The sequence below is a fragment of the Streptomyces sp. NRRL F-6676 genome (assembly GCF_000725625.1).
In the GTDB taxonomy this organism is placed as follows: Bacteria; Actinomycetota; Actinomycetes; order Streptomycetales; family Streptomycetaceae; genus Streptomyces.
On sequence record NZ_JOHS01000022.1, the window covers coordinates 1 to 22,197 of the forward strand.

The window sequence follows — 22,197 nt, forward strand, 5'->3', positions numbered from 1 at the left end:
CTGACAGCCCGCACCCACCCGCACCCGTGAGGAACCCCCGCGGTGCCCCCCCCTCCACCTCCACCCCCCTTCGGCCACCCCCGCAAACGCCCCCACTCCTACGACCCCGCCCTCGACGACACCGCCCTCGTCACCACCCGCACCGCCCTCACCCAGGGCCGTTGGTCCGCCGCCCGCGCCCTCCTCGCCGCCACCGGCGACGACTGGGACCGCCGGTCCCACCGCGTCACCGTCCTCGCCCAGGCCCGCGCCGCCGTCCACTGGGCCCGCGACTGGCAGGTCGCCGACCCCGAGTCACCCACCGCCGCCCTCCTCCTCGCCCTCGCCCTCGTCCACCGCGCCCTCACCGGCAAGGAACGCCCCGAGACGGCCCGCGAGGCCTGCCGCTCCGTCGCCGCGACCGTCCCCGAGGACCCCACCCCCTGGTTCGGACTGCTCCTCCTGGAGCGCACCCTCGGCACCGAGGAGGACGTCGTCCGCCTCTTCGACGAGGTCCGGCTGCGCCACCGCGACCACCACCACGCCCACCACCTGATGGTCGCCCGCCTCGCCGAGCGCCGCGCCGAGGCCGGCCAGGACCCGCTGCACGAGGTGTACGACTTCGCCAACTGGGCCGCCGAACAGGCCCCCGCCGACTCCCCGCTGGCGATCCTCCCGGTCGTCGCACACGCCGAGCGGTACCGCGTGCTGGCCGCCGCGGGACAGGAGCCTGCCGACCCCGTCGCCTCCGGGCACTGGGTAGGCCGCCGGGCCCGCCAGGTGATGAAGGCCGCGTTCGACTGGTGGCTGGAGTGGGAGCGCGACGACCACCCGCGCCGCCTCGTCGACCTCAACTTCCTCGCCCACGCCAAGGTCTGCGAGGGACGCGGCGCCGAGGCCGCCGCGCTGTTCCACCGCATCGGCGAACACGCCACGCCCGCCCCCTGGTCGTACCCCGACCGCGACCCGTACCAGGCCTTCCGCGCCGCTCGCGACAGCGCACTCGGCGCGACCTGAAAGAACCCGCAAGTCCCGCAAGTCCCGCAAGTCCCGCAGGAACCGCAAGTCCGCAAAAACCCGCACGGCACGTTCCCCCGCACCCCGCACCGCACCCCGCACCCCGGCCCCGAGGAGAGGATCCCCCGATGACGACGGGCAGTTCGAGCCCCAGCGAGAGCGGCAGCAGACCGGGCCCCGGCTCCCGCTCACCGGGCGGCACCGACGGCCGCACCGGCACCGGCGGCCGCACCCGCACCGACGGCCGCACCCGCACCGGCCGCGGCATCAGCACCTTCAAGGGCGAGGCACGCGCACTCCGCGCCGACCGCCTCGGCACGACGGGCCTGCTGCTGTCGGTCCTCGCCGCCACCGCACCCCTCATGGTGGTCGCCGGCGTCATGCCCACCACGTTCGGCGTGATGGGCATCGAGGGCCAGCCCCTCCTCTTCGTCGCACTCGGCCTCGTCCTGGCCCTGTTCTCCCTCGGCTACGCCGAGATGAGCCGCCACGTCCACAACGCCGGCGCCTTCTACGCGTACATCTCCCGCGGCCTCGGCGGCACGGCCGGCGCCGCCGCGGCCCTCGTCGCCCTCGTCGCGTACAGCGCGTTGCAGGTCGGGATCTACGGCATCTTCGGCTTCGAGGTGTCCGGCCTGTTCGCCACCTACCTCGACACCGACCTCGTCTGGTGGATCCCCTCACTGTTCGCCGTCCTCCTGGTCGGCACGCTCGGCTGGCTGAAGATCGACCTCAACGCGCGGGTGCTCGGCGTCCTGCTGGTCATCGAGGTCGCCCTCGTCGTCATCTTCGACGTGGCCGCCGTCGGCGACCCCGCCAAGGAAGGCCTGTCGCTGCACGCCTTCAACCCCGACACGCTCACCGGCGCGGGCGTCGGCACCGCGCTGTGCTTCTGCATCGCCGCCTTCCTCGGCTTCGAACAGGCGCCCGTCTACGCCGAGGAGACCAGCCGCCCGCACCTTCTCGTGCCGCGCGTGATGTTCCTGGCCGTCGGTTTCGTCGCCGTCTTCTTCGCGCTCAGCTGCTGGGCGCTCACGGTCGCCGCCGGGCCCTCCGCGATCGTGCCCACGGCGCAGAAGCAGAGCGCGGGACTGCTGTTCTTCCTCACCGAGGACGTCCTCGGCTCCACCTTCACCGACGTCCTGCACGTCCTGTTCGTCACCGGCATGTTCGCGGCCATGCTCAGCTTCCACAACGTCGTCGCCCGCTACGCCTTCGCCATGGGCCGCGAAGGGCTGCTGCCCGCCGCGTTCGGCCGCACCACCGGCTCCAGCGGTGCGCCCGGCACCGGCTCGCTGCTCCAGACCGCGGTGTCGCTGCTGGTCGTGGCGGGCTTCGCGGTCGCCGACGACAAACCGCACGGCGACCCCACCGCGCCCGTGCTGCACCTGTTCACCTGGGGCGGCAGCGTCGGCGCGCTCGGCGTGACGGTACTGATGGTCGCCGCCTCCCTCTCGGTGATCGTCTTCTTCGCCCGCCGCGGCGCCGCCCGCGCCCAGGCCTGGCGGCTGGCGACCTCCGCACTCTCCGGCGCCGCGCTCCTGGTGATCGTCGGCTACACCGTCAAGGACTTCGACGTCCTCGTCGGCTCCGGACCCGGCTCGGCGCTGAGCTGGGCGCTCCCCGCGGTCATCGCCGTCGCCGCGCTCGCCGGCGTCGTCCAGGGCCTGCTCATCCGCGCCCGGAACCCCGGGGCCCACGCCCGCATCGGCCTGGGCAACGAGGCGTTCCGTCTGGAGGAGGCGGCGGCGCACACGCCGGACGACGAGCGACCGAAGTAGCTACCGATTTCTTACGGACCCGGGCAAGCACTGGCCCCCGAGGGGGGACCGGTGCTCGAATCAAGGGGTGAGTCCTCTACGTCCCGAACCCTCCGACCCGCCGGACACCCCGGAATCCGAGGAGGGCGGCGGCACCCCCATCGGGCGGCGTGTGCTGCTCGGCACCCTCGGCCTGGGCGCCCTCGGCGTCGTCGCCGCGCCCCCGCTCCAACGCGGCCTGGAAGCCTTCCTCGGGGGTGTCTCCGGCAAGGACCCCACGGGTCTGACCGGTCTCCTCCCCAACGGGGGCGGCTTCCGCTACTACTCGGTGACCTCCTCCGTCCCGCACAAGGACGCCGGCGACTACCGCCTCACCGTCGGCGGTCTGGTCGACCACCCGGCGTCGTACACGCTGCCCCAACTGCGCGCCCTGCCGCAGACACGGCTCGTGCGGGACGTGCAGTGCGTCACCGGCTGGCGGGTGCCGGACACCCCCTTCGAGGGCGTCCGGCTCTCCGACCTGCTCGACGCCGCGGGCGTCCGCTCCGCCGCCAAGGCGGTCCGCTTCACGTGCTTCGACGGCGCGTACACCGAGAGCCTGACCCTCGACCAGGCCCGCCGCGCCGACGTCCTCGTCGCCCACCGCATGCGCGACAAGCCGATCGGCCACAACCACGGCGGCCCGGTCCGCCTCTACGTCGCCCCCATGTACTTCTACAAGTCCGCGAAGTGGCTCTCCGGGATCGAGGTCACCGACCGGGTGCACCCCGGTTACTGGGAGGAACGGGGCTACGACGTGGACGGCTGGGTCGGCCGCTCGAACGGACGTGACGATGCCCCCACCACCTGACACGGCGGTCCCCGCCCCGCCGTCGACCCGGGTACGACGCTTCACCCGCGCCGAACGCTGGGTGCACCGGGCGACGGCCGCGCTGATGGGCGTCTGCGTGGCCACGGCCGCCTGCCTCTACCTGCCCGAGTTCGCCGAACTGGTCGGCCGGCGCGAGCTGGTGGTCCGTGTCCACGAATGGGCGGGCCTGCTCCTGCCCGTCCCGGTCCTGGCCGGCCTGGCCTCCCGCGCCCTCCGCGCCGACCTCGGCCGCCTCAACCGCTTCGGCCCGCACGACGGAACGTGGCTGCGCGAGGCGATGCGCCGCCGGAAGGGCCCGGCGGGCAAGTTCAACGCCGGCCAGAAGATCTACGCGTCCTGGCTGGCCGGCGCCACGCTGGTCATGCTCGGCACGGGCCTGCTGATGTGGTTCACCCACCTCACCCCCCTGATGTGGCGCACGTCGGCGACATTCGTCCACGACTGGCTCGCCCTGACACTCGGGGTGGTGATCGCGGGCCACGTGGGCATGGCCCTGGCAGACCCGGAGTCCAGAACAGGCCTGCGCACGGGAACGGTCGACCGCGACTGGGCATCGCGACACCACGACCTCTGGCACCCCTGACTCACGGGGGCGGAGCCGTGTCTTCCGCGCGTCTCCGCCGCGAGAGTTCCCGCCTCCGCCGCCCCGTGGAGCCCGTTGCGCAGTTCCCCGCGCCCCTGATCAGGGGCGCGGGGAACTGCGCAATCTTTCAGCGGGGTCCGGGGGCGCAGCCCCCGGGGGACGGGAAGGGGAAGGGGCGGCGGGGGCGAGAAAACGCACCCGCACCCCCACCCCCCGGACGGCTCCCCTAAATCACAAGCGACAGCAACAACACCAGCCCGCCCGCGACCACGGAGATGATCGTCTCCATCACGGACCAGGTCTTGATGGTCTGCCCCACGCTCAGCCCGAAGTACTCCTTCACCAGCCAGAACCCCGCGTCATTGACATGGCTGAAGAACAACGACCCGGCCCCGATCGCCAGCACCAGCAACGCGGCATGCGTGGTCGACATGTCCGCCGCCAGCGGCGCCACCAGCCCCGCGGCCGAAACCGTCGCCACCGTCGCGGACCCCGTCGCCAACCGGATCGCCACCGCGATCAGCCACGCCAGCAACAGCGCCGGAATCGACCAGTCCTTGGAGATCTCCAGGATCATCTGCCCGACACCGCAGTCGATCAGCGTCTGCTTGAAGCCACCGCCCGCGCCGACGATCAGCAGGATGCCCGCGATGGGCATGAGCCCCTTCTCGACGGTCTCGGATATCCGGGACCGCGTGAACCCGGCCGGCCGCCCCAGTGTGAAGATCCCGACGATCACCGCCGCGAGCAGCGCGACCAGCGGCGACCCGATGACGTCGAAGACCCGCTGCACCGTGTTGTCGGTGTCGTCGATGACGATGTCCACCAGCGCCTTGGCCAGCATCAGCACCACCGGCAGCAGCACGGTGAACATGGTCGCGCCGAACCCGGGACGCTTCTCCAGTTCCTCCGAGGCGCGCGGCGGCAGCATCCGGTCCGGCACCGGCACGTCCGCCCAGCGGGCCGCGAACTTCGAGAACACCGGACCCGCGATGATCACCGTCGGGATGGCGACGAGGACGCCGAGCGCGAGCGTGACACCGAGGTTGGCCTTGACCGCGTCGATCGCGACCAGCGGCCCGGGGTGCGGCGGCACCAGACCGTGCATCACGGACAGACCGGCCAGCGCCGGGATGCCGATCCGCATCAGCTTGAAGTTGCCGCGCCGGGCGACCATCAGCACCACCGGGATCAGCAGCACGATGCCGACCTCGAAGAACAGCGGCAGACCGATCACGGAGGCGATCAGCACCATCGCCCACGGCATGGCCCGTCCGCTCGCCTTGGCGAGGATCGTGTCCACGACCTGGTCGGCGCCGCCGGAGTCGGCGAGCAGCTTGCCGAGGATCGCGCCCAGCGCGATCAGCACGCCGACGCCCGCGACCGTCGAGCCGAGACCGCTGGTGAAGCTGGTGATCGCCTTGTCGAGCGGGGCACCGGCGAACGCGCCGAGCGCGAGCGAACCGATCGTCAGGGAAAGGAAGGCGTGCAGTTTGAACTTGGTGATCAGCAGAACAATGACGGCGATGCCCGCCAGGACGGCGATGCCGAGTTGAGCGTGGCCCGCCGACGTGATCGGTTCGACGGTGTCCGCTGCCAGCATCTCGACTCTGAGACTGGTCACGGTGATCCCTTGCGTTGGGGAGTGGGGAAACAGGGGGTGGGGGGTGGAGTCAAAGGGGCGTGGAGCCAAAGGGGCGTGGAGCCAAAGGGGAATGGGACCGAAGGGGCTGAACCCGGGGAGTGGGACTCACGGGGGAGGAGTGGGTGGCCCCTCGAAACAGTGCCTCAGCGGGAAGGCGTCTCGACCTCGGCAAGCGCGGCCGACGCCCGCTCCGTGATCTCCTCCGGCGTGCCGGCGACGCTCACCGTGACCCCCGCCTCGTCCGCACCCAGCGGTTGCAGGGTGGCGAACTGGGAGTCCAGCAGCGCCGTCGGCATGAAGTGCCCCTGGCGGTGGGACATCCGGTCCTCGATGAGCGCCCGGTCGCCCGACAGGTGCACGAACACGACTCCCGGCGCGGCGGCCCGCAGCCGGTCGCGGTACGACCGCTTCAGCGCCGAACAGCTCACCACTCCGCCCAGCCCCGCCCGGCCGTGCGCCCAGGAGCCGATGGCATCCAGCCACGGCCATCGGTCCGCGTCCTCCAGGGGGACACCCGCCGACATCTTGGCGATGTTGGCCTGGGGATGGAAGTCGTCGCCTTCGGCGTACGGAACGCCGAGCCGGGCCGCGAGCAGGGGACCGATCGTGGTCTTTCCCGTGCCCGCGACGCCCATCACCACGACGACGTGGGGGGTGTGCATCGCTGCCTCGCTGTCTTCGTCGACACCTGATGTCGACGCCACTGAAACCTATTAGGTACGACTTTTTCAAGAGCTTGTGACAAATAAGTCTGACTTTTGCCCGCTGTGAACATCCCCGTACGCTGTGCCCATGACCACTGGGGGCCGAGGGCTGCACGGACACGTACTGGACACCCTCGGGCCGTCGATCACCGCGGGCGAGTACCCGCCGGGCAGTGTGCTGCGCACGGACGAGCTGGCCCAGCGCTTCGAGGTGTCCCGCTCGGTGATGCGCGAGGCCGTGCGGGTGCTGGAGTCGATGCACCTCGTCGAGTCCCGCCGCCGGGTCGGCGTCACCGTCCGCCCCAGGCACGAGTGGAACGTCTACGACCCCCAGGTCATCCGCTGGCGGCTGGCCGGCGCCGACCGTCCGCACCAGCTGCGCTCGCTCACCGTGCTGCGCTCCGCGATCGAACCGGTCGCCGCGGGCCTCGCCGCCCGCAACGCCACCTCCGAGCAGTGCGCCGAACTCACCGACTGCGCCCTGGGCATGGTCGCCACCTCGCGCGGCCACCAGCTGGAGGGCTACCTCTTCCACGACGTGGCCTTCCACCGCGTCATCCTGACCGCTTCGGGCAACGAGATGTTCGCCCGCCTCGGCGACGTCGTCGCGGAGGTGCTCTCGGGGCGGACCCACCACGACGTGATGTTCGAGGACCCCGACCCGGCCGCCGTCACCCTGCACGTCCGCCTCGCCGAGGCGGTCCGCGCACGCGACGCCCGGGCGGCCGAGGAACTCACCCGCGAGATCACCGTCGGCGCCCTCCAGGAACTGGACATCCTGGCACCGTAGGGGCGCGGGACCCGGCCGAGGAAGCCCCCGTCGTGAAGTGTCCGTCGGCCGTCAGGCGCCCGTCGGCGGGGCGTCAGTCGAGAAAGTCCCCGTCGACGTACACCCACGCCCCGTCGACCCGCTCGAACCGGCTCCGCTCGTGCAGCGAGCCGCCCCGGTAGGAGGCGCGGAAGGTCACCGTTCCGGTGGTGTGGAAGGCGGAGCCGCCCGTCGTCCCCGTCACCTCCAGGCCGGTCCACCGCGTCCCCGGGTCCAGTTCGAGGCGTGGCGGCCGGGTCCGCGGATGCCAGGTGCGCAGCAGATACCCCTCGTCGCGCACCACGAAGGCGGAGTAGCGGGAGCGCATCAACGCCTCGGCGGTCGGCGCCGCGGCCTGCCCGGCGACGTACCGCCCGCAGCACGCCTCGTACGCCTCACCGCTCCCGCAGGGGCAGTGGCGTCCGGACCGGTCCGTCATGGAGAACCTCCTGGGGGAGAGGGCCCCTGGGGAGGGGGCCTTCAGGGAAAACGAAGAGGACCCCCGGCGGCCGGAGGCCGACCAGGGGCCCGCCCGGTGCCCGAGGTCCGAGTCGCCCGCCCACGATACGCTCGTCGTTGCTCGGGAACGGCCTCAGCAGCCCTGAAGAGCCTCTCCCGTGACAGGGAGGAGACGATTCCCGCCGACCAAGAGGCCGGCAACCGGTCCCACGCGAAGATTAGATCCCTCACCGAGCGGGTCATTGCCCCCAATGCAGCGCTCGTCGGCAGGCTCTGCTGTTCAACCACCAGCTGTTTTGTGGTGATTGACCGCTCGGTCGGTTCATGCCTGGAACTCGGTGAGGTTGATGGCGTGAACGCGCAGCGGGTTGGCTCCTCGATCTCGTCACGGCCGATGCCAGGGCCTCGGCGCGCGCCTTCAGCCCGGCCTCGAGGATGGCGAGGGTCGACTTGTAGGTCACCAGGGTGGTGAGCCGGGTGAGTTCGGCCAAGGCCGCCTCCTCCCTCATGTCGCAGAGCACGTACGCGCAGGCGTTGGCCGGCTTGGCACGCCCGGCCCGACACGTGCACCGACAAGGCACCGTTCCCCTCCTGCGACTTGATCCGCCGGACAGCCCTAGGACGATGCCGACCGCGCATACCGTGCGCGGATGTCCCGGCAGGAAGGACAGCAGCCACAGAAGGCCGTGGGACGCCGCGTAGTTGTACTCGTCGAAGTGGTGGTTCCCTGCTGCCGTGACGTGGGCGGATCCTGCGGTGACGTCGGCGGACCGCCCACCAGAGCCAGTCGGCGCAGCACCCGGTCGCGGAACTCCGGCCCCTCGACCCGGGCGAGCAGTGCCCGCCCCTTCTTCTCCCATGCCGCACTCGGCCGGGAGCCGTTCGACACCGTCACGGCGTGCTCGACCAGGTCGGTCAACGCCGTCGGGAGATCCTCCCCACTTCGGGTCGGCACAGATCTGCCGCATCAGTAGCCTGTCAACGTGGACCTGTTGGCACATGCCCTGAGGGCCTACTTCGACTCGACGCGTCCGATCGGTGCCGTGCTTCCGGCGAGCGCTGCGGTGGCCTGCGACCAGGCCGGATCCTCGGGGTAGAGCTCGCTGCGGAGATAGGCCCAGATGAGCGCTCGTACGGCAGCGACACGGTCGGGGTTCTCGTCGGTGGTCTCGGCCGCGTCGAAGGTCGAAATACCGCCTAGCCCGTGTTCCGCGTCAAAAATCTCCAGCCGGGTCTTCGGCGCGGGAGCCGCGGTGTAGGGATCGCTTCGCCAGTCCTGCCGGTCGGAGAAGTAGGGGTGCCAGTCCTTCTCTCCGACGACGACGAGAACCTTCGGCGTCATGCCGTCGAAACTGGTGCTGGTGAGCGCCGCGTAGGGCTGGGCCGCCGGGCCGTTCAGGTCCTCCCCGCGGCCAGGCGCGGCAATCATGACGCGGGCGCCGAAGCGCCCGTCGACGATGCCCACCGTGGATCCGTCGCTGGTGTCGGTGATGGTCTGGCCCGAGATCAGGCCAACCGTGTGACCGCCGGCCGAGTGACCGACGGCGGCGATCCGGCCGACGTCCAGGCGCCCCGCCAGTCCCGGAACGGTGCGCTCGATGTCGCCGAGGTGGTCCACGATCCGGCGAAGGTCTTCAGCTCGTGACTTCAGGTACAACGGCGCCTCGGGGTCATCGGCCTCTCGTAGGCCGAGGAACGTGGCGTCAAGGTGCGTGGGCTGTATCACGACGAACCCGTGCGCGGCCCAGAAGTTCACCATCGGGCCATATCCGTAGAACGAGGAGACGAAGGTCGACGGTCCGTGCCCGTGGGAGAGAATGAGGACCGGTAGATCGTTGCCGATGGCCGGGGCCGACACGCGAACCGCCAGCGGAGTCGGGCGCCCCGTAACGTCGATCAGGACGGGATGGTAGGAAGAGACGGGCGTAGGGCTCGTGGTGGGGAACCCGGCAGCATACGTCGACGGGTCTTTCGCAGAGCGGGTGCGTTCCACGGAGTGCTCCTTCTTGGTTGTTCTGCAACGTTCGGATGAATGGCCTCTTCACGGCGGCGCGATACGGGAGCGGTCGCAACGACACGTTCGAGACGGCCTCGACCGCGTGCTCACGCCGACGTAGGGGGCGAGGCGAGGACGCCCCGCCGTCTGGCTTGGACGCCGTCGTCGGCCGCCACTGTGCGGACGGCCCCGGCCTTGCCGAGCGCCTCGGTGCTCGCCGGGCCGAGTTGAGGGGACCGCCGGAGACGCTGACGCACTCGCCGGTCAGGCCGATGTCGGCGAAGACATCGACGGTGGTGAACGCAGTGCCGCACGAGTCGAGCGGCCGCTGATTTCCTAGGTGCTGGTCATGGTCTCAGTCTGCGGTCGTCGGGTTGAACTGAGAATGCTGGAGAGTATGGATTTCCTTCGCGAGAGTTCGACGGTGGCCATCGATCATTCGTCGGAGGTGCTCGACCTCATCGAGGTTCGCAGCCAGATCTCCGGCGCTTTCGCGGTGCGCGGACAGTGGGTCGCGCAGTCGGTCCTCGTGCCCCCCACCACATCCTCGAACAGCGCCTGCACCGCGAGCCGGAGCCTGACGCCGGGCGCGTCATGTCTCCTGCCGCGATGAGCCGGCTCGCAGCAGTGCGAGAAAGTCCCTGACGAGGGGGCGACGGTCCTCGGCCCTGGTGGCGAGCACCACGCGGCACGGTTCGATCCCTTCGACGGGGATCGTGGTGAGGTCGGGCCGAAGCGGGGCGTGCTCGCCACCGGCCGGCGCGAGGGCCAGGGCCTGGCCCCCGGCGATGAGTTCGAGCTTGTCCGCTGTGGTCGGGGCGAGCGGGCCCTCGGGTGCCGGGCGCCCGTCCGGGCGCGGGTGGAGCCGCCAGAAGGCGTCGTACGCGGCGTCGGCGTACCGGATCAGGGCTTCGTCGGCGAAGTCGTCCAGGGTGACCGACTCGCGGGAGGCGAGGCGATGGGACGTGGGCACCATGAGGACACGTGGCTCCTCGTACAGGACCGTGACGTCCACCTGGTCGGTCGGGAACGGCTCCCGGGCGAGGACGGCGTCGACCCGGTGATCCCGGAGGGCCGCGTTCACCTGGTCGAAGCTCAGATGCAGCGTGTGGACCTGTGCGTCGGGGCGGGATGTGCGCAGGTCACGCACCATGGCGGTCACGTTGAGGCCGCCGACGTGTCCCAGGGTGAACGCGTCCGGGCCCACGGCGGCGCGGGTCGTGGCCAGGGCCTGCTGTGCGGAGCGCAGGAGCGCCTGCGCCTGCGGCAGGAACGTCCGGCCCGCCTCGGTGAGCCGGCTGCCCTGCTTCGAGCGGTCGAGGAGACGGACGCCCATGCGCTTCTCAAGACGCTGGATCTGCCGGCTCAGTGACGGTTGGGCGAGGTGCAGTGCGTCGGCCGCCCGGTGGAAGGTGCCGTGCTCGGCGAGCACCGTGAAGTAGCGCACCAGACGCAGGTCGAGGTCTGCCGGGGGAGAGGACTCGTGGGGCATCCCAGCAGGCTACGTGTGATAGCCGTTTCGTATCACGTGACGTGGAACAGGACTTGGACGCGCGGCATCTCCCTTTCCTACCGTCGAGGCACAGGCCCGTCGCTCTCCGCGGCCCGGCCACTCACTCACTCACTCACTCACCACCGCAAGGGGATCGTCGTCGTGCGCGTTTTTGTCACGGGTGCCACCGGGTACATCGGCTCCGCCGTTGTCCGTGAACTCCTCGAAGCAGGCCATCAGGTGATCGGCCTGGCACGCTCGGACTCGTCCGCCGCGGCGTTGTCGGCGGTCGGGGCGCAGGTGCACCGCGGCGATCTGGAGGACCACGACAGCTTGCGCGCGGGCGCCACCGTGGCGGACGGAGTCGTTCACGCCGCCAACAAGCACATCAGCGAGACCACGGATCCGGCCGCTCGCGCCCGGATCGAACTCGACGCCGTCCAGGCGATCGGGGCAGCACTCGAAGGCACCGGCAAACCGTTCGTGGTGACCTCGGGAACCATGGGCCTGACCCTCGGCCGCACGGGCACGGAAGCGGATGTGCCCGACGTGGCAAAGCTCGGGGCCGGGGCCCTGAGGGTGCCGACCGAGCAAGCCGCGATCGCGATGGGGGAGCGGGGCGTGCGCTCGGCCGCACTACGGCTCGCGCCGCTGGTGCACGGCAAGGGAGACCACAGGGGCTTCGTCCCCGCTCTCATCGGCGTCGCCCAGGCGAAAGGCGTGTCCGCCTACGTCGGTGACGGATCGAACCGGTGGCCCGCGGTCCACCGCCTGGACGCGGCACACCTGTACCGGCTCGCCCTGGAGGGCGCTCCGGCCGGCTCCCGGGTGCACGCGGTCGGCGACGAGGGGGTGCCCTTCAGGGAGATCGCCGAGGCGATCGGCCGCCGGCTGAATCTGCCGGTCGCCGGTATCGCCGCCGTGGACGCGGGCGAACACTTCGGTTTTCTCGGTCCGCTGGTGTCCCTCGACACTCCGGCATCGAGCGCGCTGACACAGCGACGCCTGGGCTGGCGGCCCACGCGGGTCCCGCTGATCGCGGACATCGAGGAGGGCCACTACTTCGACGGCATGTAGTGCCGCGTCAGGCGACGTGAAGGGCACGTGCTTCGGCTTTGTGCTCAGGGAAGGGCAGCCGGCCGCATCTCCCGTGCCACGAGCGGGAGTTCGGTAGGGGACTGTCGGTGGGCGCATCTAGTCTTTCCCCACGCCACAAGCGCCAAGCCGATCCGGGCAGCCTCATGTGCTGCGGCGTGTACCGAGTGGTGGAAACATTCTGCGAGACGAGATCGACGATGAGATCGATGGACCCTTTCCGCGACGAAGCCCGCAGCCGTGGCATACCGGACGACGAGGTTGAGCGGTGGCTCACCGCCACCGTCCGCACCTGCGCGGCGCTGGGCCGCTCCGGTCCGACACCCCCCGACGGGCCTGTGGCCGGACGGGTCGGCGGGCTGCCGCCGATGCCCGAGGACGAGACCGTCCCGAATATGCCGTTCCTCGCGTTGGTCGACTTCGCGGCCATCCCGGCGGGCGCGACGAACCTCCCGCTCCCGAAGGACGGCACACTGCTCTTCTTCGCGGACACGCAGGGCCCGTGGGGCGACGACACCGCCTGGTCCCGGCTCCTGTACGTCCCGGCCGGCGTGCCCGTCCGCGAACGTGGGCCGGGCGGCGCGCGGCCGCCGCAGGTCCACCCGGCCCTGGACCTGTATCTGGGCATCGATCCCTCACTGCCCAACAGGGCGGACGACACCGAGGAGTTCCCGCACGGCGAGGCGCTGGGCGAGGTGTGGTGGGACATCGGCGACGAGATGCAGAGCGGCGGACCCGTGCAGATCGGCGGCTACCCCTGGGTGTGGAACAACGATCCCGTCACGGAGCCCGGCTTCGGCCCGGGGGACTGGGTGCTGCTTGCGGAGATCGCGGGCGAGGACCTGGTCGAAGGCGACCTCGGTCACCTCTACTGGGTGATCCGCCGGGACGACCTGGCCGACCGCCGCTTCGCACAGGCCCGGGCCTGCTACGACATGGTCGGCTGACGACACCGTGGGCGAGGCACCCCCCTTCGTGACGCCCGCACGGTCCGGCTCCCCCTCCCCGCGTGCCTGGGGCGGACGGCCGTCGGCAGAGCTCCGCTCCGCGCAGCGCTCGGCATCACTGTCCGTTACGTGAACGCCACGAGGGCCCCGACCGTACGGTCGAGGCCCTCGTATGCGTATTCTCAAGCGACGTGTCCGAGGGGGGACTTGAACCCCCACGCCCGATAAAGGGCACTAGCACCTCAAGCTAGCGCGTCTGCCATTCCGCCACCCGGACAAGGTGTCTGTCGCGCGGGTTTCCCCCCGCGGCGACAGAGGAAACATTACCAGGCTTTCCGGGGCCCCCGATCACCTCCCGCCCCCGCCCCGCGGCCCCCTGCGCGCGGCCCCCCGTACGCCGTCGCTCCCGGTGAACGGCGTGTGACGGACCGGGCGGGGCCTTGGGGCCCGGGCCGGGTCGGAGGCAGGATGGCAGGGACCACCACCAGGCACCCGGCGGCGCGACCGGCGGCGGGGACCGTGGCAGGGACAGCGAGAGGAAGCAGCGTGAGCGACACGGGCACGGCCGGAACCGTCAGGGGCGAGGACGAGGTCGTCGACCTCTGCCGCGACCTGATCCGGATCGACACCAGCAACTACGGCGACCACTCCGGCCCCGGCGAGCGGAAGGCGGCCGAATACGTCGCCGAGAAGCTCGCCGAGGTCGGGCTGGAGCCGCGGATCATCGAGTCGCACAAGGGCCGCGCCTCCACCGTGGCCCGCATCCAGGGCGAGGACCCCTCCCGCCCCGCGCTGCTGATCCACGGCCACACCGACGTCGTCCCCGCCAACGCGGCGGACTGGACCCACGACCCGTTCTCCGGGGAGATCGCCGACGGGTGCGTGTGGGGCCGGGGCGCGGTCGACATGAAGGACATGGACGCGATGACCCTCGCGGTCGTCCGCGACCGGCTGCGCAGCGGGCGCCGGCCGCCGCGCGACATCGTGCTGGCCTTCCTCGCCGACGAGGAGGCCGGCGGCACCTTCGGCGCCCGGCACCTCGTCGACAACCACCCGGACCTCTTCGAGGGCGTCACCGAGGCGATCGGCGAGGTCGGCGGCTTCTCCTTCTCGGTCAACGAGCAGCTGCGGCTGTATCTGGTGGAGACCGCCGAGAAGGGCATGCACTGGATGAAGCTGACCGTGGACGGCACCGCCGGTCACGGCTCGATGATCCACAAGGACAACGCCATCACCGAGCTGTCCGAGGCGGTCGCCCGGCTCGGCCGGCACGAGTTCCCGGTGCGCGTCACCAAGACCACCCGGCACTTCCTCGACGAACTCGGCGACGCCCTCGGCCTCGAACTCGACCCCGAGGACATGGAGACGACGATCAACCGGCTCGGCGGCATCGCCAAGCTGATCGGCGCCACCCTGCGCAACACCGCCAACCCCACCCAGCTCGGTGCCGGCTACAAGGTCAACGTCATCCCCGGCCAGGCCACCGCGTACGTCGACGGCCGCTTCCTGCCGGGCCACGAGGAGGAGTTCCTCGCCGACCTCGACCGGATCCTCGGCCCGCGCGTGCGGCGCGAGGACGTGCACGCCGACAAGGCCGTGGAGACCACGTTCGACGGCGCGCTGGTCGAGGCGATGCAGACCGCGCTGGTCGCCGAGGACCCGATCGCCCGCGCCGTGCCGTACATGCTCTCCGGCGGCACCGACGCCAAGTCCTTCGACGACCTCGGCATCCGCTGCTTCGGCTTCGCACCGCTGAAGCTGCCGCCGGAGCTGGACTTCGCGGGCATGTTCCACGGCGTCGACGAGCGGGTGCCGGTGGACGCGCTCCAGTTCGGCGTACGCGTGCTCGACCGTTTCCTCGACGCGTCCTGAACTGTCCTTTCCCGCACCGCCCTTCGTGCGGATTCGAGCGTGTGTACGGAGATCACCGGGACGGGTGAATGCGACCATAAGCTCGTAGCCTCATTAGTTCCTCCTCGTTACAGGTGATGCGATCCGAGGTCTGGATCGCTTTTGCCAACGGGTTTGTGAACGAGGAGGAACTAATGATCAAGAAGGTTGTCGCCGCTGCCGTCGCCACGAGCGGCCTGGTTCTCGCGGGTGCCGGTCTGGCCGCCGCCGACTCCGGGGCGCAGGGTGCCGCCGTGCACTCCCCGGGCGTCGCCTCCGGCAACGTCATCCAGGTGCCCGTGCACGTTCCGGTGAACGTCTGCGGCAACACCATCTCCGTGATCGGGCTGCTGAACCCGGCGTTCGGGAACGTCTGCATCAACAAGTGACGTCACGGCCCCGTCCCGCGAGGGGCTGAGTCCACCGGCCCCGGAGCGCGCGCCCCGCGCTCCGGGGCCGGCCGGTTCTCCCGTGCCGCCCGCGGCACCTCTCCGTCCGTATCTCGAAGGCAGGAACCAACCATGCGACAGGTCACCCGCAAGGGCCTGATGACCGTGGCCGCGGCGACCGGCGTACTCGCCGTCACCGGTGGCTACGCGCACGCCGACTCGGCGGCGAACGGCACCGCGTCGGACTCTCCCGGCGTGCTGTCGGGCAACTCGGTGCAGGCGCCGGTGCACGTGCCGGTGAACGTCTGCGGCAACACCGTGAACGTCGTCGGACTGCTCAACCCGGCGGCCGGCAACGCCTGCGCCAACCGGGGCGGCGGCAGCCACACGGGCGACCGTCACGGCGGCGGCTACGGGGACGGTCACGGCCGCCACCGCGGCGGCCACGGCGACGAGGGCCGCTCCGGCGGCGACGGCTCGGGCGGTGGCTCGGGCGCCCACGGGCACACCGGCGGCTCGCCCGGCGTCGGCTCCGGCAACCACGTCGAGGTGCCCGTCGACGTTCCCGTGAACGTCTGCGGCAACAACATCACCGTCGGCGGCCTCGGCAACCCGGTCACCGGCAACGACTGTGCCAACACCCCCGGTGACGACACCCCGGCCCCGCCGGACCGCCACACCCCGCCCGGCCACCCCACGACCCCCGGCGGCGGCGATGCCTCCACCCCGCCCGGCACCCCGGCCGGGCCCGGCGGCGGCAGCGCGGTGCAGGCCAACCATCCGGGTGCCCGGTCCGCCCTCACCCAGCCGGTGGCCGACGCGCAGCTCGCCCACACCGGCAGCGAGACCCCGCTGGGTCTGCTGGTCCCGGCGGGCGCGGCCGCGCTGCTGGGCGGCACCCTGCTCTACCGCCGGTCCCGCGCGGGCGCGCGCTGACATCGGCGCGGCACGGACACCGGAGCGGGCCCCGCACCGGCGGCGCCCGCTCCGTCCGCTCCGTCTCCCGCCCGTTCTCCGTACCGAGGTCGTCCGTCCCCGCTCACCACGTGGCCCGCGCCTGGCGGATGATCCGCCGGCGCAACCGCACCCTGCGGCTGCCGTCCCGCATGAGGCTCAGACGGTGCAACTCCCAGTGTCCGTACTCGGCATGGTCCGTCAGCAGACGCGTCGCCTCCTTGCGGGAGACCCCGCGCGGGACGTACACGTCGACAAATTCGTATTCCGGCATCGCATCTATTGTGCGGGCACGGGCCCGGTACGGATAGCGTCTGCACTATGTCTGATGCAGTGCAGCCCACCGCTGCCGAGGTACGCGCCGCCGCCGAGGCGGTCAAGACCGCGCTCGACCGCCATCTGGCCGCGGTCGAACGCAGGTCGGGTGAGGACGACCCGGCCGTCTACGAGGCGTTCAACGAACTGGCCGCCGCGGCCGAGCAGTACGACGAACTGCTCTACGACCGCTACGACGAGGTCACGCCCTTCGAGATCCCCGGCACCGAGGACATGCCGCCGTACACGGGCCCGGAGGAGCCCAGCGCACTGAGCGTGCTGATCCGCCGCGACTACGCCGTGGCCGAACCGCGGCGACTGCTCGCGCAGGCACAGCGGATCGAGGCCGCGGAGGAGCCCGCCGAGGAGGTCTCGGGCACAATCCACGGCGCGCTCGGCGTCCTCTTCGGCGAGTACGAACCGGACGAGATCGCCTCCCGCCACAAGGAGTTCGGCCTCGAGGAGGGCGACTCCACGCTCTGGGTCACCGCCACGGACGACCCACCCGACCCCGGCGAATGGCTCGATTCCCCCTTCGACCAACCCGACGCCACCCAGGTCGTCTGCCGCTTCGACATCAGCGCGGTCTTCGACGACGACCCCGAAGAAGACCCCACCCCGGCCCCCACGCCGTGAGTCCCGGGGCCGGCCCCGCGCCCTGAAGGGGCGCGGGGAACCGCGGGACAAGCCACGACGCACCCGCACCCGCCGACGCGGCCCACTCCCCGAGCGCTCACGCGCCCTTCCCACCCGCCCCGGGGTCCAAGGGGTGGAGCCCCTCGAAGGGGTGGGAAGGGCAGGGGCGGCGGGGGCGAAAACCCCTCACCGCACCCCCGTCACCGCACACCTCTCACCGCACACCCCCCACCCCCAACAAAGCCCCCAGCCGCGTCGTACGCGGCTTGACCGCACCCTCCGCCACCACCCGCGGCAACGCCTGCTCCACGCCCTGCACCACCGACAGATGCCGTTCCGCCCGCCCGAACGCCGTATACACCCACGACCGCGACAGCGAAGACACCGCATCCCCCGGCAGCACGACGACCACTGCCGCCCACCGGCCTCCCACCGCCTGGTGCGCTGTCAACGCCCACCCCGGCCGCACCAGCCCCTCCACCCGCTCCCGCGGCACCACCACGGACGCTCCCGCACACTCCAGCCGCAACCCCTCCGCGTCCGCCCCGACGACACGCCCCGGCACGGTCCGCCCCGCCGGCCCCGCCGCGTACACCACCCGGTCACCGGGATCGAACCCCCCGAACCGCCCGGGCCCGGGATTGAGCCGCTCCTTCAGCGCGGTGTTCAGCGCCCGCGTCCCCGCCGCCCCACCGTGCCCCGGCGTGACGACCACCGTCTCCTCCGCCGGCACCCCGATCGCCCGCGGCACGGAGTCCGCGACCAACTGCACCGTGCGGTGCACGGCCTCGCCCGCGTCCCGCACCGGCACGATCACCACTTCCTTGCCCGGTGCCGCGGCCGGGTTGAGCTCTCCGATGCCGATGCCGGAGACCAGCTCGCCGAGCGGACCGGGATCCGGGGTCCGCGAGGCGATCTGCGGACAGATCCGCGCCGCCAGCAGATCCGCGAAAACCCGCCCGGGCCCCGCCGACCACAGCACCCCGGGGTCACCGGAGAGCAGCAGCCGCGCCCCGTCGGGCATCGACTCCACCAGCAGCGCCGCCGTCTCGACGTCCAGTTGCGGCGCGTCCAGCACGACGAGCAGGTCCAGAGCGAACGCCCCCTCGCCATCCCGCCCCGGCCCGCCCTCGGCCCCGGACAGCAGATCCGCCACGGTGACCACACCACCGCCCGCGCCCCGGCCCACGCCCCCGGCGGAACCGTCTCCCGGGCCGCCCCCGGCCACCTGCGCGGCGAGGCGCTCGCGCCCACCCGCACCGTGCGTCGCCCCCCACGCCCGCAGCCCCAGCTCCGCCGCCGCCCGCAGCAGGGCCGCCGGCTCCTGCCGCGCGGCCTCCCCGCCGGTGTGCAGCACCAGCCCGTGCCCGGCGACGGCCCGGATCAGCTCCGCCGCGGACCGCCCGGCCGCCTCGGCCGCCCGCTCCCAGTCCTCGGCGGCCCCGACCGCCCCTTCCTGCTTCGGCACGGAGTTGACGAGCCGGCCGAGCCCGTCGGCGAGGCTCTCCTCGGCCAGCGCGTGCCGCTCGAGCCCGACCAGGACCCGTACCGGGCGCTCCTCGCCCTGCGCGTCCTCCCCGTCACCGCCGTCGCTCCCGGACCCCCCGCCCTCCGCGGGCTTCGGCGCGGCTCCGCCGGTCTGGTCCAGGGCGTCCTGGAAGACCAGCGCCTCGCCCTCCGCGAGCGTGTCCCGCACCGCCGCGTCCGGGTCCGGCACCGCGTACCGCCCGAGCGCGGTGAGCAGCGCGGGCAGTTCCAGCGCCGTGTGCCCGGCGAGCGCCGCCTGCTCCAGCAGCCACACGGTGACCGCGCGGCCGCGCCGCTCGTCGCTCGGCCCGGCCTCCGCGCCCAGCAGCGCGCGGGCGAACCCGTCGGCCTGCTCCGGGCGCACGCCCGGGACCCGCAGCAGTTGCCAGGGGTCCTCGCGCAGCAGACCGTCGGCGCCGGCCCCGAGCGCGGCGGCGGTTCCCGGCGCCAGCGCGGCCGGGGCACCGCCCTCGGCGAGCACCGCCCGGACCGCCGCGACGGCCTCCTCGTCCGGCACCGGCGCCGTGGCCGGGGGAGCCGTCGGCGCCACCGGCTGCGGCGGTCGTACGGGCTCCGGGGCGGTCCTGCGCGGGGCCGGCGGCGGCTCGCTGAACGCGCTGGCCACCGGCTTCGCCCCGCTCTCCACCGCCCGCACGGCGGCCAGCAGGTCCGCGGCCGTGCCGCTGAGCTTGCCCCCGCTCTCGACCGGGCCCTGCCTGGCGGCCTTCCGCTGCGCGATCCGCTCCCGCTCCAGCCGCTGCGCCGCCAGCTCCGCCTCGGCCTCGGACAACTGTGCGGACGCGCCCTCGGAAGCGTCGTCTGAAGGCTTCGTACCGGCCTCCGCCGCTTCCTCCGCCGCATCCTCGGCCGTCCCCGCGGCCCCGGACGCGTCGGCCGGCTCGGACTCGGCGGGCGCGGGCGGCTCCGCCGGCTCCGCGGCCGTCTCCGTGGTCTCGGGGTCCGTGCTCACAGCGTGCTCCAGTCGTGATCGGGATAACGGTGCACCGGGGCCGACACGTCGTCCAGCGCCCGGCAGATCTCGTCAGGAAGACTAAGCGTCTCCACTGACAACGCCGCCGTGAGCTGCTGCGCCGTGCGAGCGCCGACGATCGGGGCGACCACTCCCGGGCGGTCCCTGACCCAGGCGAGCGCCACCTGGAGCGGCGTCGCCGAGAGGCCGTCCGCCGCCGTCTGCACGGCGTCGACGATGCGGCTCGCCGTGTCGTCCAGGTACGGCGCGACGAACGGGGCCAGATGCTCCGAGGCGCCCCGCGAGCCGGGCGGGGTGCCGTCCCGGTACTTGCCGGTCAGCACGCCCCGGCCCAGCGGCGAGGACGGCAGCAGCCCCACCCCGAGGTCCAGCGCCGCCGGCAGCACCTCACGTTCCACCCCGCGCTGGAGCAGCGAGTACTCCATCTGCGTACTGGCGATCCGGGTCCGCCCGCCCGGCGCGGCCAGCTGCCATGTCGCCGCCCTGGCCAGCTGCCAGCCGCAGAAGTTGGACACGCCCGCGTACCGCGCCCGCCCGCTGCTGACCGCCAGGTCGAGCGCCCCGAGCGTCTCCTCCAGCGGCGTGCACGGATCGAAGGCGTGCAGGTGCCACACGTCGATGTAGTCCGTGCCCAGACGGGCGAGCGAGGCGTCCAGGGCGGAGAGCAGATGGCCGCGGGAGCCGTCGAACCGGCGTTCGGGGTCGGGGATGCTGCCGGCCTTCGTGGAGACGATCAGGTCGCGCCGGGGCACCAGCCCCTCCATGAGCCGCCCGAGCAGATACTCGGCCTCGCCGTCGCCGTACACGTCGGCGGTGTCCACGAGGGTGCCGCCCGCCTCCCAGAACACCTTCAACAGGTCCGCGGCGTCGTGCTCGTCGGTGTCGCGTCCCCAGGTCAGGGTGCCGAGCCCGATGCGGGACACACGCAGGCCGGTGCGACCGAGATGCCTCTGCTCCATGAACGCCGACATTACTGGCCGAGGCCCGCACGTGGGTGGCCTGTGGACAACCGGGAACGACGGGTGCGCGCTAGTGTTCGCACAAGGGACGTTACTGATCAGTAAGGGGAATCGTATGCGGCTCGGCATCAACCTCGGTTACTGGGGCGCCGGAATGGACGCGGACAACCTCGCCGTCGCCCGGGAGGCCGACCGGCTCGGCTACGCGGTCTGCTGGGCCGCCGAGGCGTACGGCTCCGACGCGGCCACCGTGCTCTCCTGGGTCGCCGCCCAGACCGAGCGCATCGACGTCGGCTCGGCCATCTTCCAGATCCCGGCCCGTCAGCCGGCGATGACGGCGATGACCGCCGCCACCCTCGACTCGCTCTCCGGCGGCCGCTTCCGGCTCGGCCTCGGCGTCTCCGGCCCGCAGGTCTCCGAGGGCTGGTACGGCGTCAAGTTCGACAAGCCGCTCGCCCGCACCCGCGAGTACGTCGAGATCGTCCGCAGGGCCATGAGCCGAGAGCGGCTGACGTACGAGGGCGAGCACTGGACGCTGCCGCTGCCCGACGGCCCCGGCAAGCCGATCAAGCTCACCGTCCACCCCGAGCGCGCCCACATCCCGCTCTACATCGCCGCCATCGGCCCGAAGAACCTCGAACAGACCGGCGAGATCGCCGACGGCGCGCTGCTCATCTTCGCCGCCGCCGAGCACCTGGAGGAGACCGCGATCCGTCCCCTGCGGGTCGGCCGGGAGAAGGCCGGGCGGACCCTCGACGGCTTCGACGTCTGCCCGACCGTGCCGCTGGCCGTCGGCGACGACAAGGACGTCACCGCGCTCGCCGACACCTTCCGCCCGTACACCGCGCTGTACGTCGGCGGCATGGGCAGCCGCAAGCAGAACTTCTACAACCGGCTCGCCGGCCGCATGGGCTACGAGCAGCAGGCCGCCGAGATCCAGGACAAGTACCTGTCCGGCGACAAACAGGGCGCCGCGGCCGCCGTACCGCACGAACTGATCGACCGCACGACGCTCCTGGGATCCGTCGACCGCATCGCCGACCGCATGAAGGAGTACGCCGCCGTCGGCGTCACCACCCTCACCCTCTCCCCGGCCGGCTTCACCCTCGAAGAGCGCCTGACGGCACTCCGCGCGGGCACGGAAGCACTGGAACGCGCCGGGCTGGAGTAAGGGGCGCGG

21 protein-coding genes and 1 tRNA gene are annotated in these 22,197 nt (G+C 72.1%); 13 read left to right on the plus strand and 9 right to left on the minus strand.

Features of this window, described 5'->3' with window-relative positions; translation table 11 throughout:
- The first annotated feature begins 42 nt into the window (after positions 1-42).
- The 4 genes from IO29_RS15985 to IO29_RS16000 all read left to right on the plus strand — a co-directional run bounded on the left by IO29_RS15985 (position 43) and on the right by IO29_RS16000 (position 4,210).
- Positions 43-996: a hypothetical protein gene (locus IO29_RS15985; RefSeq protein WP_030381499.1), complete on the plus strand. Its 954-nt coding sequence runs from the start codon at positions 43-45 to the stop codon at positions 994-996.
- Between the two features lie 128 nt (positions 997-1,124).
- Positions 1,125-2,777 (plus strand): APC family permease, encoded by a 1,653-nt coding sequence (locus IO29_RS15990; RefSeq protein WP_030381500.1) that lies wholly within the window; start codon positions 1,125-1,127, stop codon positions 2,775-2,777.
- Positions 2,778-2,844: 67 nt separating this feature from the next.
- Positions 2,845-3,606 carry a molybdopterin-dependent oxidoreductase gene (locus tag IO29_RS15995; protein ID WP_030381501.1) on the plus strand — a complete coding sequence of 254 codons (762 nt, stop codon included), beginning with the start codon at positions 2,845-2,847 and terminating at the stop codon, positions 3,604-3,606.
- Entirely contained in the window at positions 3,590-4,210 is a 621-nt protein-coding gene (locus tag IO29_RS16000; RefSeq protein ID WP_030381502.1) for a cytochrome b/b6 domain-containing protein, read from the plus strand. The genes IO29_RS15995 and IO29_RS16000 overlap by 17 nt, the downstream gene beginning before the upstream one ends.
- Positions 4,211-4,436: 226 nt before the next feature.
- On the opposite strand, the gene IO29_RS16005 is transcribed toward IO29_RS16000, so the two are convergent.
- Complete coding sequence (locus IO29_RS16005; RefSeq protein WP_030381503.1) at positions 4,437-5,834, minus strand: GntP family permease; 1,398 nt, start codon at positions 5,832-5,834, stop codon at positions 4,437-4,439.
- A 164-nt stretch (positions 5,835-5,998) separates the two neighbouring features.
- Positions 5,999-6,517 carry a gluconokinase gene (locus tag IO29_RS16010; protein WP_030381504.1) on the minus strand — a complete coding sequence of 173 codons (519 nt, stop codon included), beginning with the start codon at positions 6,515-6,517 and terminating at the stop codon, positions 5,999-6,001.
- Positions 6,518-6,647: 130 nt separating this feature from the next.
- Between IO29_RS16010 and IO29_RS16015 the strand changes: the two genes are divergently transcribed.
- The gene (locus tag IO29_RS16015; protein WP_030381505.1) at positions 6,648-7,349 is read left to right on the plus strand and encodes a FadR/GntR family transcriptional regulator; all 702 of its coding nucleotides are present in this window, start codon (positions 6,648-6,650) and stop codon (positions 7,347-7,349) included.
- A gap of 73 nt (positions 7,350-7,422) precedes the next feature.
- Here the strand turns inward: IO29_RS16015 and IO29_RS16020 are convergent, their stop codons facing one another.
- Together IO29_RS16020 and IO29_RS16025 are read right to left on the minus strand one after the other, a co-directional pair.
- On the minus strand, positions 7,423-7,806 hold the full coding sequence (locus IO29_RS16020; protein ID WP_030381506.1) for a YchJ family protein: 384 nt from the start codon (positions 7,804-7,806) through the stop codon (positions 7,423-7,425).
- Positions 7,807-8,838: 1,032 nt separating this feature from the next.
- Positions 8,839-9,819 (minus strand): alpha/beta hydrolase family protein, encoded by a 981-nt coding sequence (locus IO29_RS16025; RefSeq protein WP_030381507.1) that lies wholly within the window; start codon positions 9,817-9,819, stop codon positions 8,839-8,841.
- A 427-nt stretch (positions 9,820-10,246) separates the two neighbouring features.
- On the opposite strand from IO29_RS16025, the gene IO29_RS16030 reads away from it, so the two are divergent.
- Positions 10,247-10,435 (plus strand): hypothetical protein, encoded by a 189-nt coding sequence (locus tag IO29_RS16030; protein ID WP_158709335.1) that lies wholly within the window; start codon positions 10,247-10,249, stop codon positions 10,433-10,435.
- Here IO29_RS16030 and IO29_RS16035 read toward each other — a convergent pair.
- Positions 10,415-11,314, minus strand: a complete 900-nt coding sequence (locus tag IO29_RS16035; protein WP_030381509.1) for a LysR family transcriptional regulator — start codon at positions 11,312-11,314, stop codon at positions 10,415-10,417. The two genes, IO29_RS16030 and IO29_RS16035, sit on opposite strands and share 21 nt — an antisense overlap.
- Positions 11,315-11,476: 162 nt before the next feature.
- Here IO29_RS16035 and IO29_RS16040 point away from each other — a divergent pair, with 162 nt between their 5' ends.
- Together IO29_RS16040 and IO29_RS16045 are read left to right on the plus strand one after the other, a co-directional pair.
- Positions 11,477-12,391, plus strand: coding sequence for an SDR family oxidoreductase (locus IO29_RS16040; protein WP_033225679.1), 915 nt, complete (start codon positions 11,477-11,479; stop codon positions 12,389-12,391).
- 227 nt (positions 12,392-12,618) lie between these two features.
- A complete protein-coding gene (locus tag IO29_RS16045; RefSeq protein WP_030381511.1) occupies positions 12,619-13,356 on the plus strand; it encodes a DUF1963 domain-containing protein in 738 nt (245 codons plus the stop codon).
- 192 nt (positions 13,357-13,548) lie between these two features.
- Here the strand turns inward: IO29_RS16045 and IO29_RS16050 are convergent.
- Positions 13,549-13,633, minus strand: a tRNA-Leu gene (locus IO29_RS16050).
- 269 nt (positions 13,634-13,902) lie between these two features.
- On the opposite strand from IO29_RS16050, the gene IO29_RS16055 reads away from it, so the two are divergent.
- From IO29_RS16055 to IO29_RS40225, 3 genes are all read left to right on the plus strand, one after another.
- Positions 13,903-15,228, plus strand: coding sequence for a M20/M25/M40 family metallo-hydrolase (locus IO29_RS16055; RefSeq protein ID WP_030381512.1), 1,326 nt, complete (start codon positions 13,903-13,905; stop codon positions 15,226-15,228).
- 173 nt (positions 15,229-15,401) lie between these two features.
- Entirely contained in the window at positions 15,402-15,635 is a 234-nt protein-coding gene (gene chpH, locus IO29_RS16060; RefSeq protein WP_030381513.1) for a chaplin ChpH, read from the plus strand.
- A gap of 132 nt (positions 15,636-15,767) precedes the next feature.
- A complete protein-coding gene (locus tag IO29_RS40225; protein ID WP_030381514.1) occupies positions 15,768-16,571 on the plus strand; it encodes a chaplin in 804 nt (267 codons plus the stop codon).
- 103 nt (positions 16,572-16,674) lie between these two features.
- Here the strand turns inward: IO29_RS40225 and IO29_RS16070 are convergent, their stop codons facing one another.
- Positions 16,675-16,863 (minus strand): DUF5703 family protein, encoded by a 189-nt coding sequence (locus tag IO29_RS16070; RefSeq protein ID WP_030381515.1) that lies wholly within the window; start codon positions 16,861-16,863, stop codon positions 16,675-16,677.
- A 47-nt stretch (positions 16,864-16,910) separates the two neighbouring features.
- Here IO29_RS16070 and IO29_RS16075 point away from each other — a divergent pair, with 47 nt between their 5' ends.
- Positions 16,911-17,540 carry a hypothetical protein gene (locus IO29_RS16075; protein WP_033225681.1) on the plus strand — a complete coding sequence of 210 codons (630 nt, stop codon included), beginning with the start codon at positions 16,911-16,913 and terminating at the stop codon, positions 17,538-17,540.
- A gap of 214 nt (positions 17,541-17,754) precedes the next feature.
- On the opposite strand, the gene IO29_RS16080 is transcribed toward IO29_RS16075, so the two are convergent.
- Both IO29_RS16080 and IO29_RS16085 read right to left on the minus strand, forming a co-directional pair.
- Positions 17,755-20,037: a helix-hairpin-helix domain-containing protein gene (locus IO29_RS16080; protein ID WP_030381517.1), complete on the minus strand. Its 2,283-nt coding sequence runs from the start codon at positions 20,035-20,037 to the stop codon at positions 17,755-17,757.
- The gene (locus tag IO29_RS16085) at positions 20,034-21,017 is read right to left on the minus strand and encodes an aldo/keto reductase (RefSeq protein ID WP_030381518.1); all 984 of its coding nucleotides are present in this window, start codon (positions 21,015-21,017) and stop codon (positions 20,034-20,036) included. The genes IO29_RS16080 and IO29_RS16085 overlap by 4 nt, the downstream gene beginning before the upstream one ends.
- Positions 21,018-21,132: 115 nt before the next feature.
- Between IO29_RS16085 and IO29_RS16090 the strand changes: the two genes are divergently transcribed.
- Positions 21,133-22,188 carry an LLM class F420-dependent oxidoreductase gene (locus tag IO29_RS16090; RefSeq protein WP_030381519.1) on the plus strand — a complete coding sequence of 352 codons (1,056 nt, stop codon included), beginning with the start codon at positions 21,133-21,135 and terminating at the stop codon, positions 22,186-22,188.
- Positions 22,189-22,197 lie beyond the last annotated feature (9 nt).

Excerpts from the sequence above, each read along its gene's own strand:
- IO29_RS15990 (WP_030381500.1), top strand. The coding sequence starts at position 1,125 with ATGACGACGGGCAGTTCGAGCCCCAGCGAGAGCGGCAGCAGACCGGGC.
- IO29_RS16000 (WP_030381502.1), top strand. The coding sequence starts at position 3,590 with ATGCCCCCACCACCTGACACGGCGGTCCCCGCCCCGCCGTCGACCCGG.
- IO29_RS16010 (WP_030381504.1), bottom strand. The coding sequence starts at position 6,517 with ATGCACACCCCCCACGTCGTCGTGGTGATGGGCGTCGCGGGCACGGGA.
- IO29_RS16015 (WP_030381505.1), top strand. The coding sequence starts at position 6,648 with ATGACCACTGGGGGCCGAGGGCTGCACGGACACGTACTGGACACCCTC.
- IO29_RS16020 (WP_030381506.1), bottom strand. The coding sequence starts at position 7,806 with ATGACGGACCGGTCCGGACGCCACTGCCCCTGCGGGAGCGGTGAGGCG.
- IO29_RS16035 (WP_030381509.1), bottom strand. The coding sequence starts at position 11,314 with ATGCCCCACGAGTCCTCTCCCCCGGCAGACCTCGACCTGCGTCTGGTG.
- IO29_RS16045 (WP_030381511.1), top strand. The coding sequence starts at position 12,619 with ATGGACCCTTTCCGCGACGAAGCCCGCAGCCGTGGCATACCGGACGAC.
- chpH (WP_030381513.1), top strand. The coding sequence starts at position 15,402 with ATGATCAAGAAGGTTGTCGCCGCTGCCGTCGCCACGAGCGGCCTGGTT.
- IO29_RS40225 (WP_030381514.1), top strand. The coding sequence starts at position 15,768 with ATGCGACAGGTCACCCGCAAGGGCCTGATGACCGTGGCCGCGGCGACC.
- IO29_RS16070 (WP_030381515.1), bottom strand. The coding sequence starts at position 16,863 with ATGCCGGAATACGAATTTGTCGACGTGTACGTCCCGCGCGGGGTCTCC.
- IO29_RS16075 (WP_033225681.1), top strand. The coding sequence starts at position 16,911 with ATGTCTGATGCAGTGCAGCCCACCGCTGCCGAGGTACGCGCCGCCGCC.
- IO29_RS16085 (WP_030381518.1), bottom strand. The coding sequence starts at position 21,017 with ATGGAGCAGAGGCATCTCGGTCGCACCGGCCTGCGTGTGTCCCGCATC.
- IO29_RS16090 (WP_030381519.1), top strand. The coding sequence starts at position 21,133 with ATGCGGCTCGGCATCAACCTCGGTTACTGGGGCGCCGGAATGGACGCG.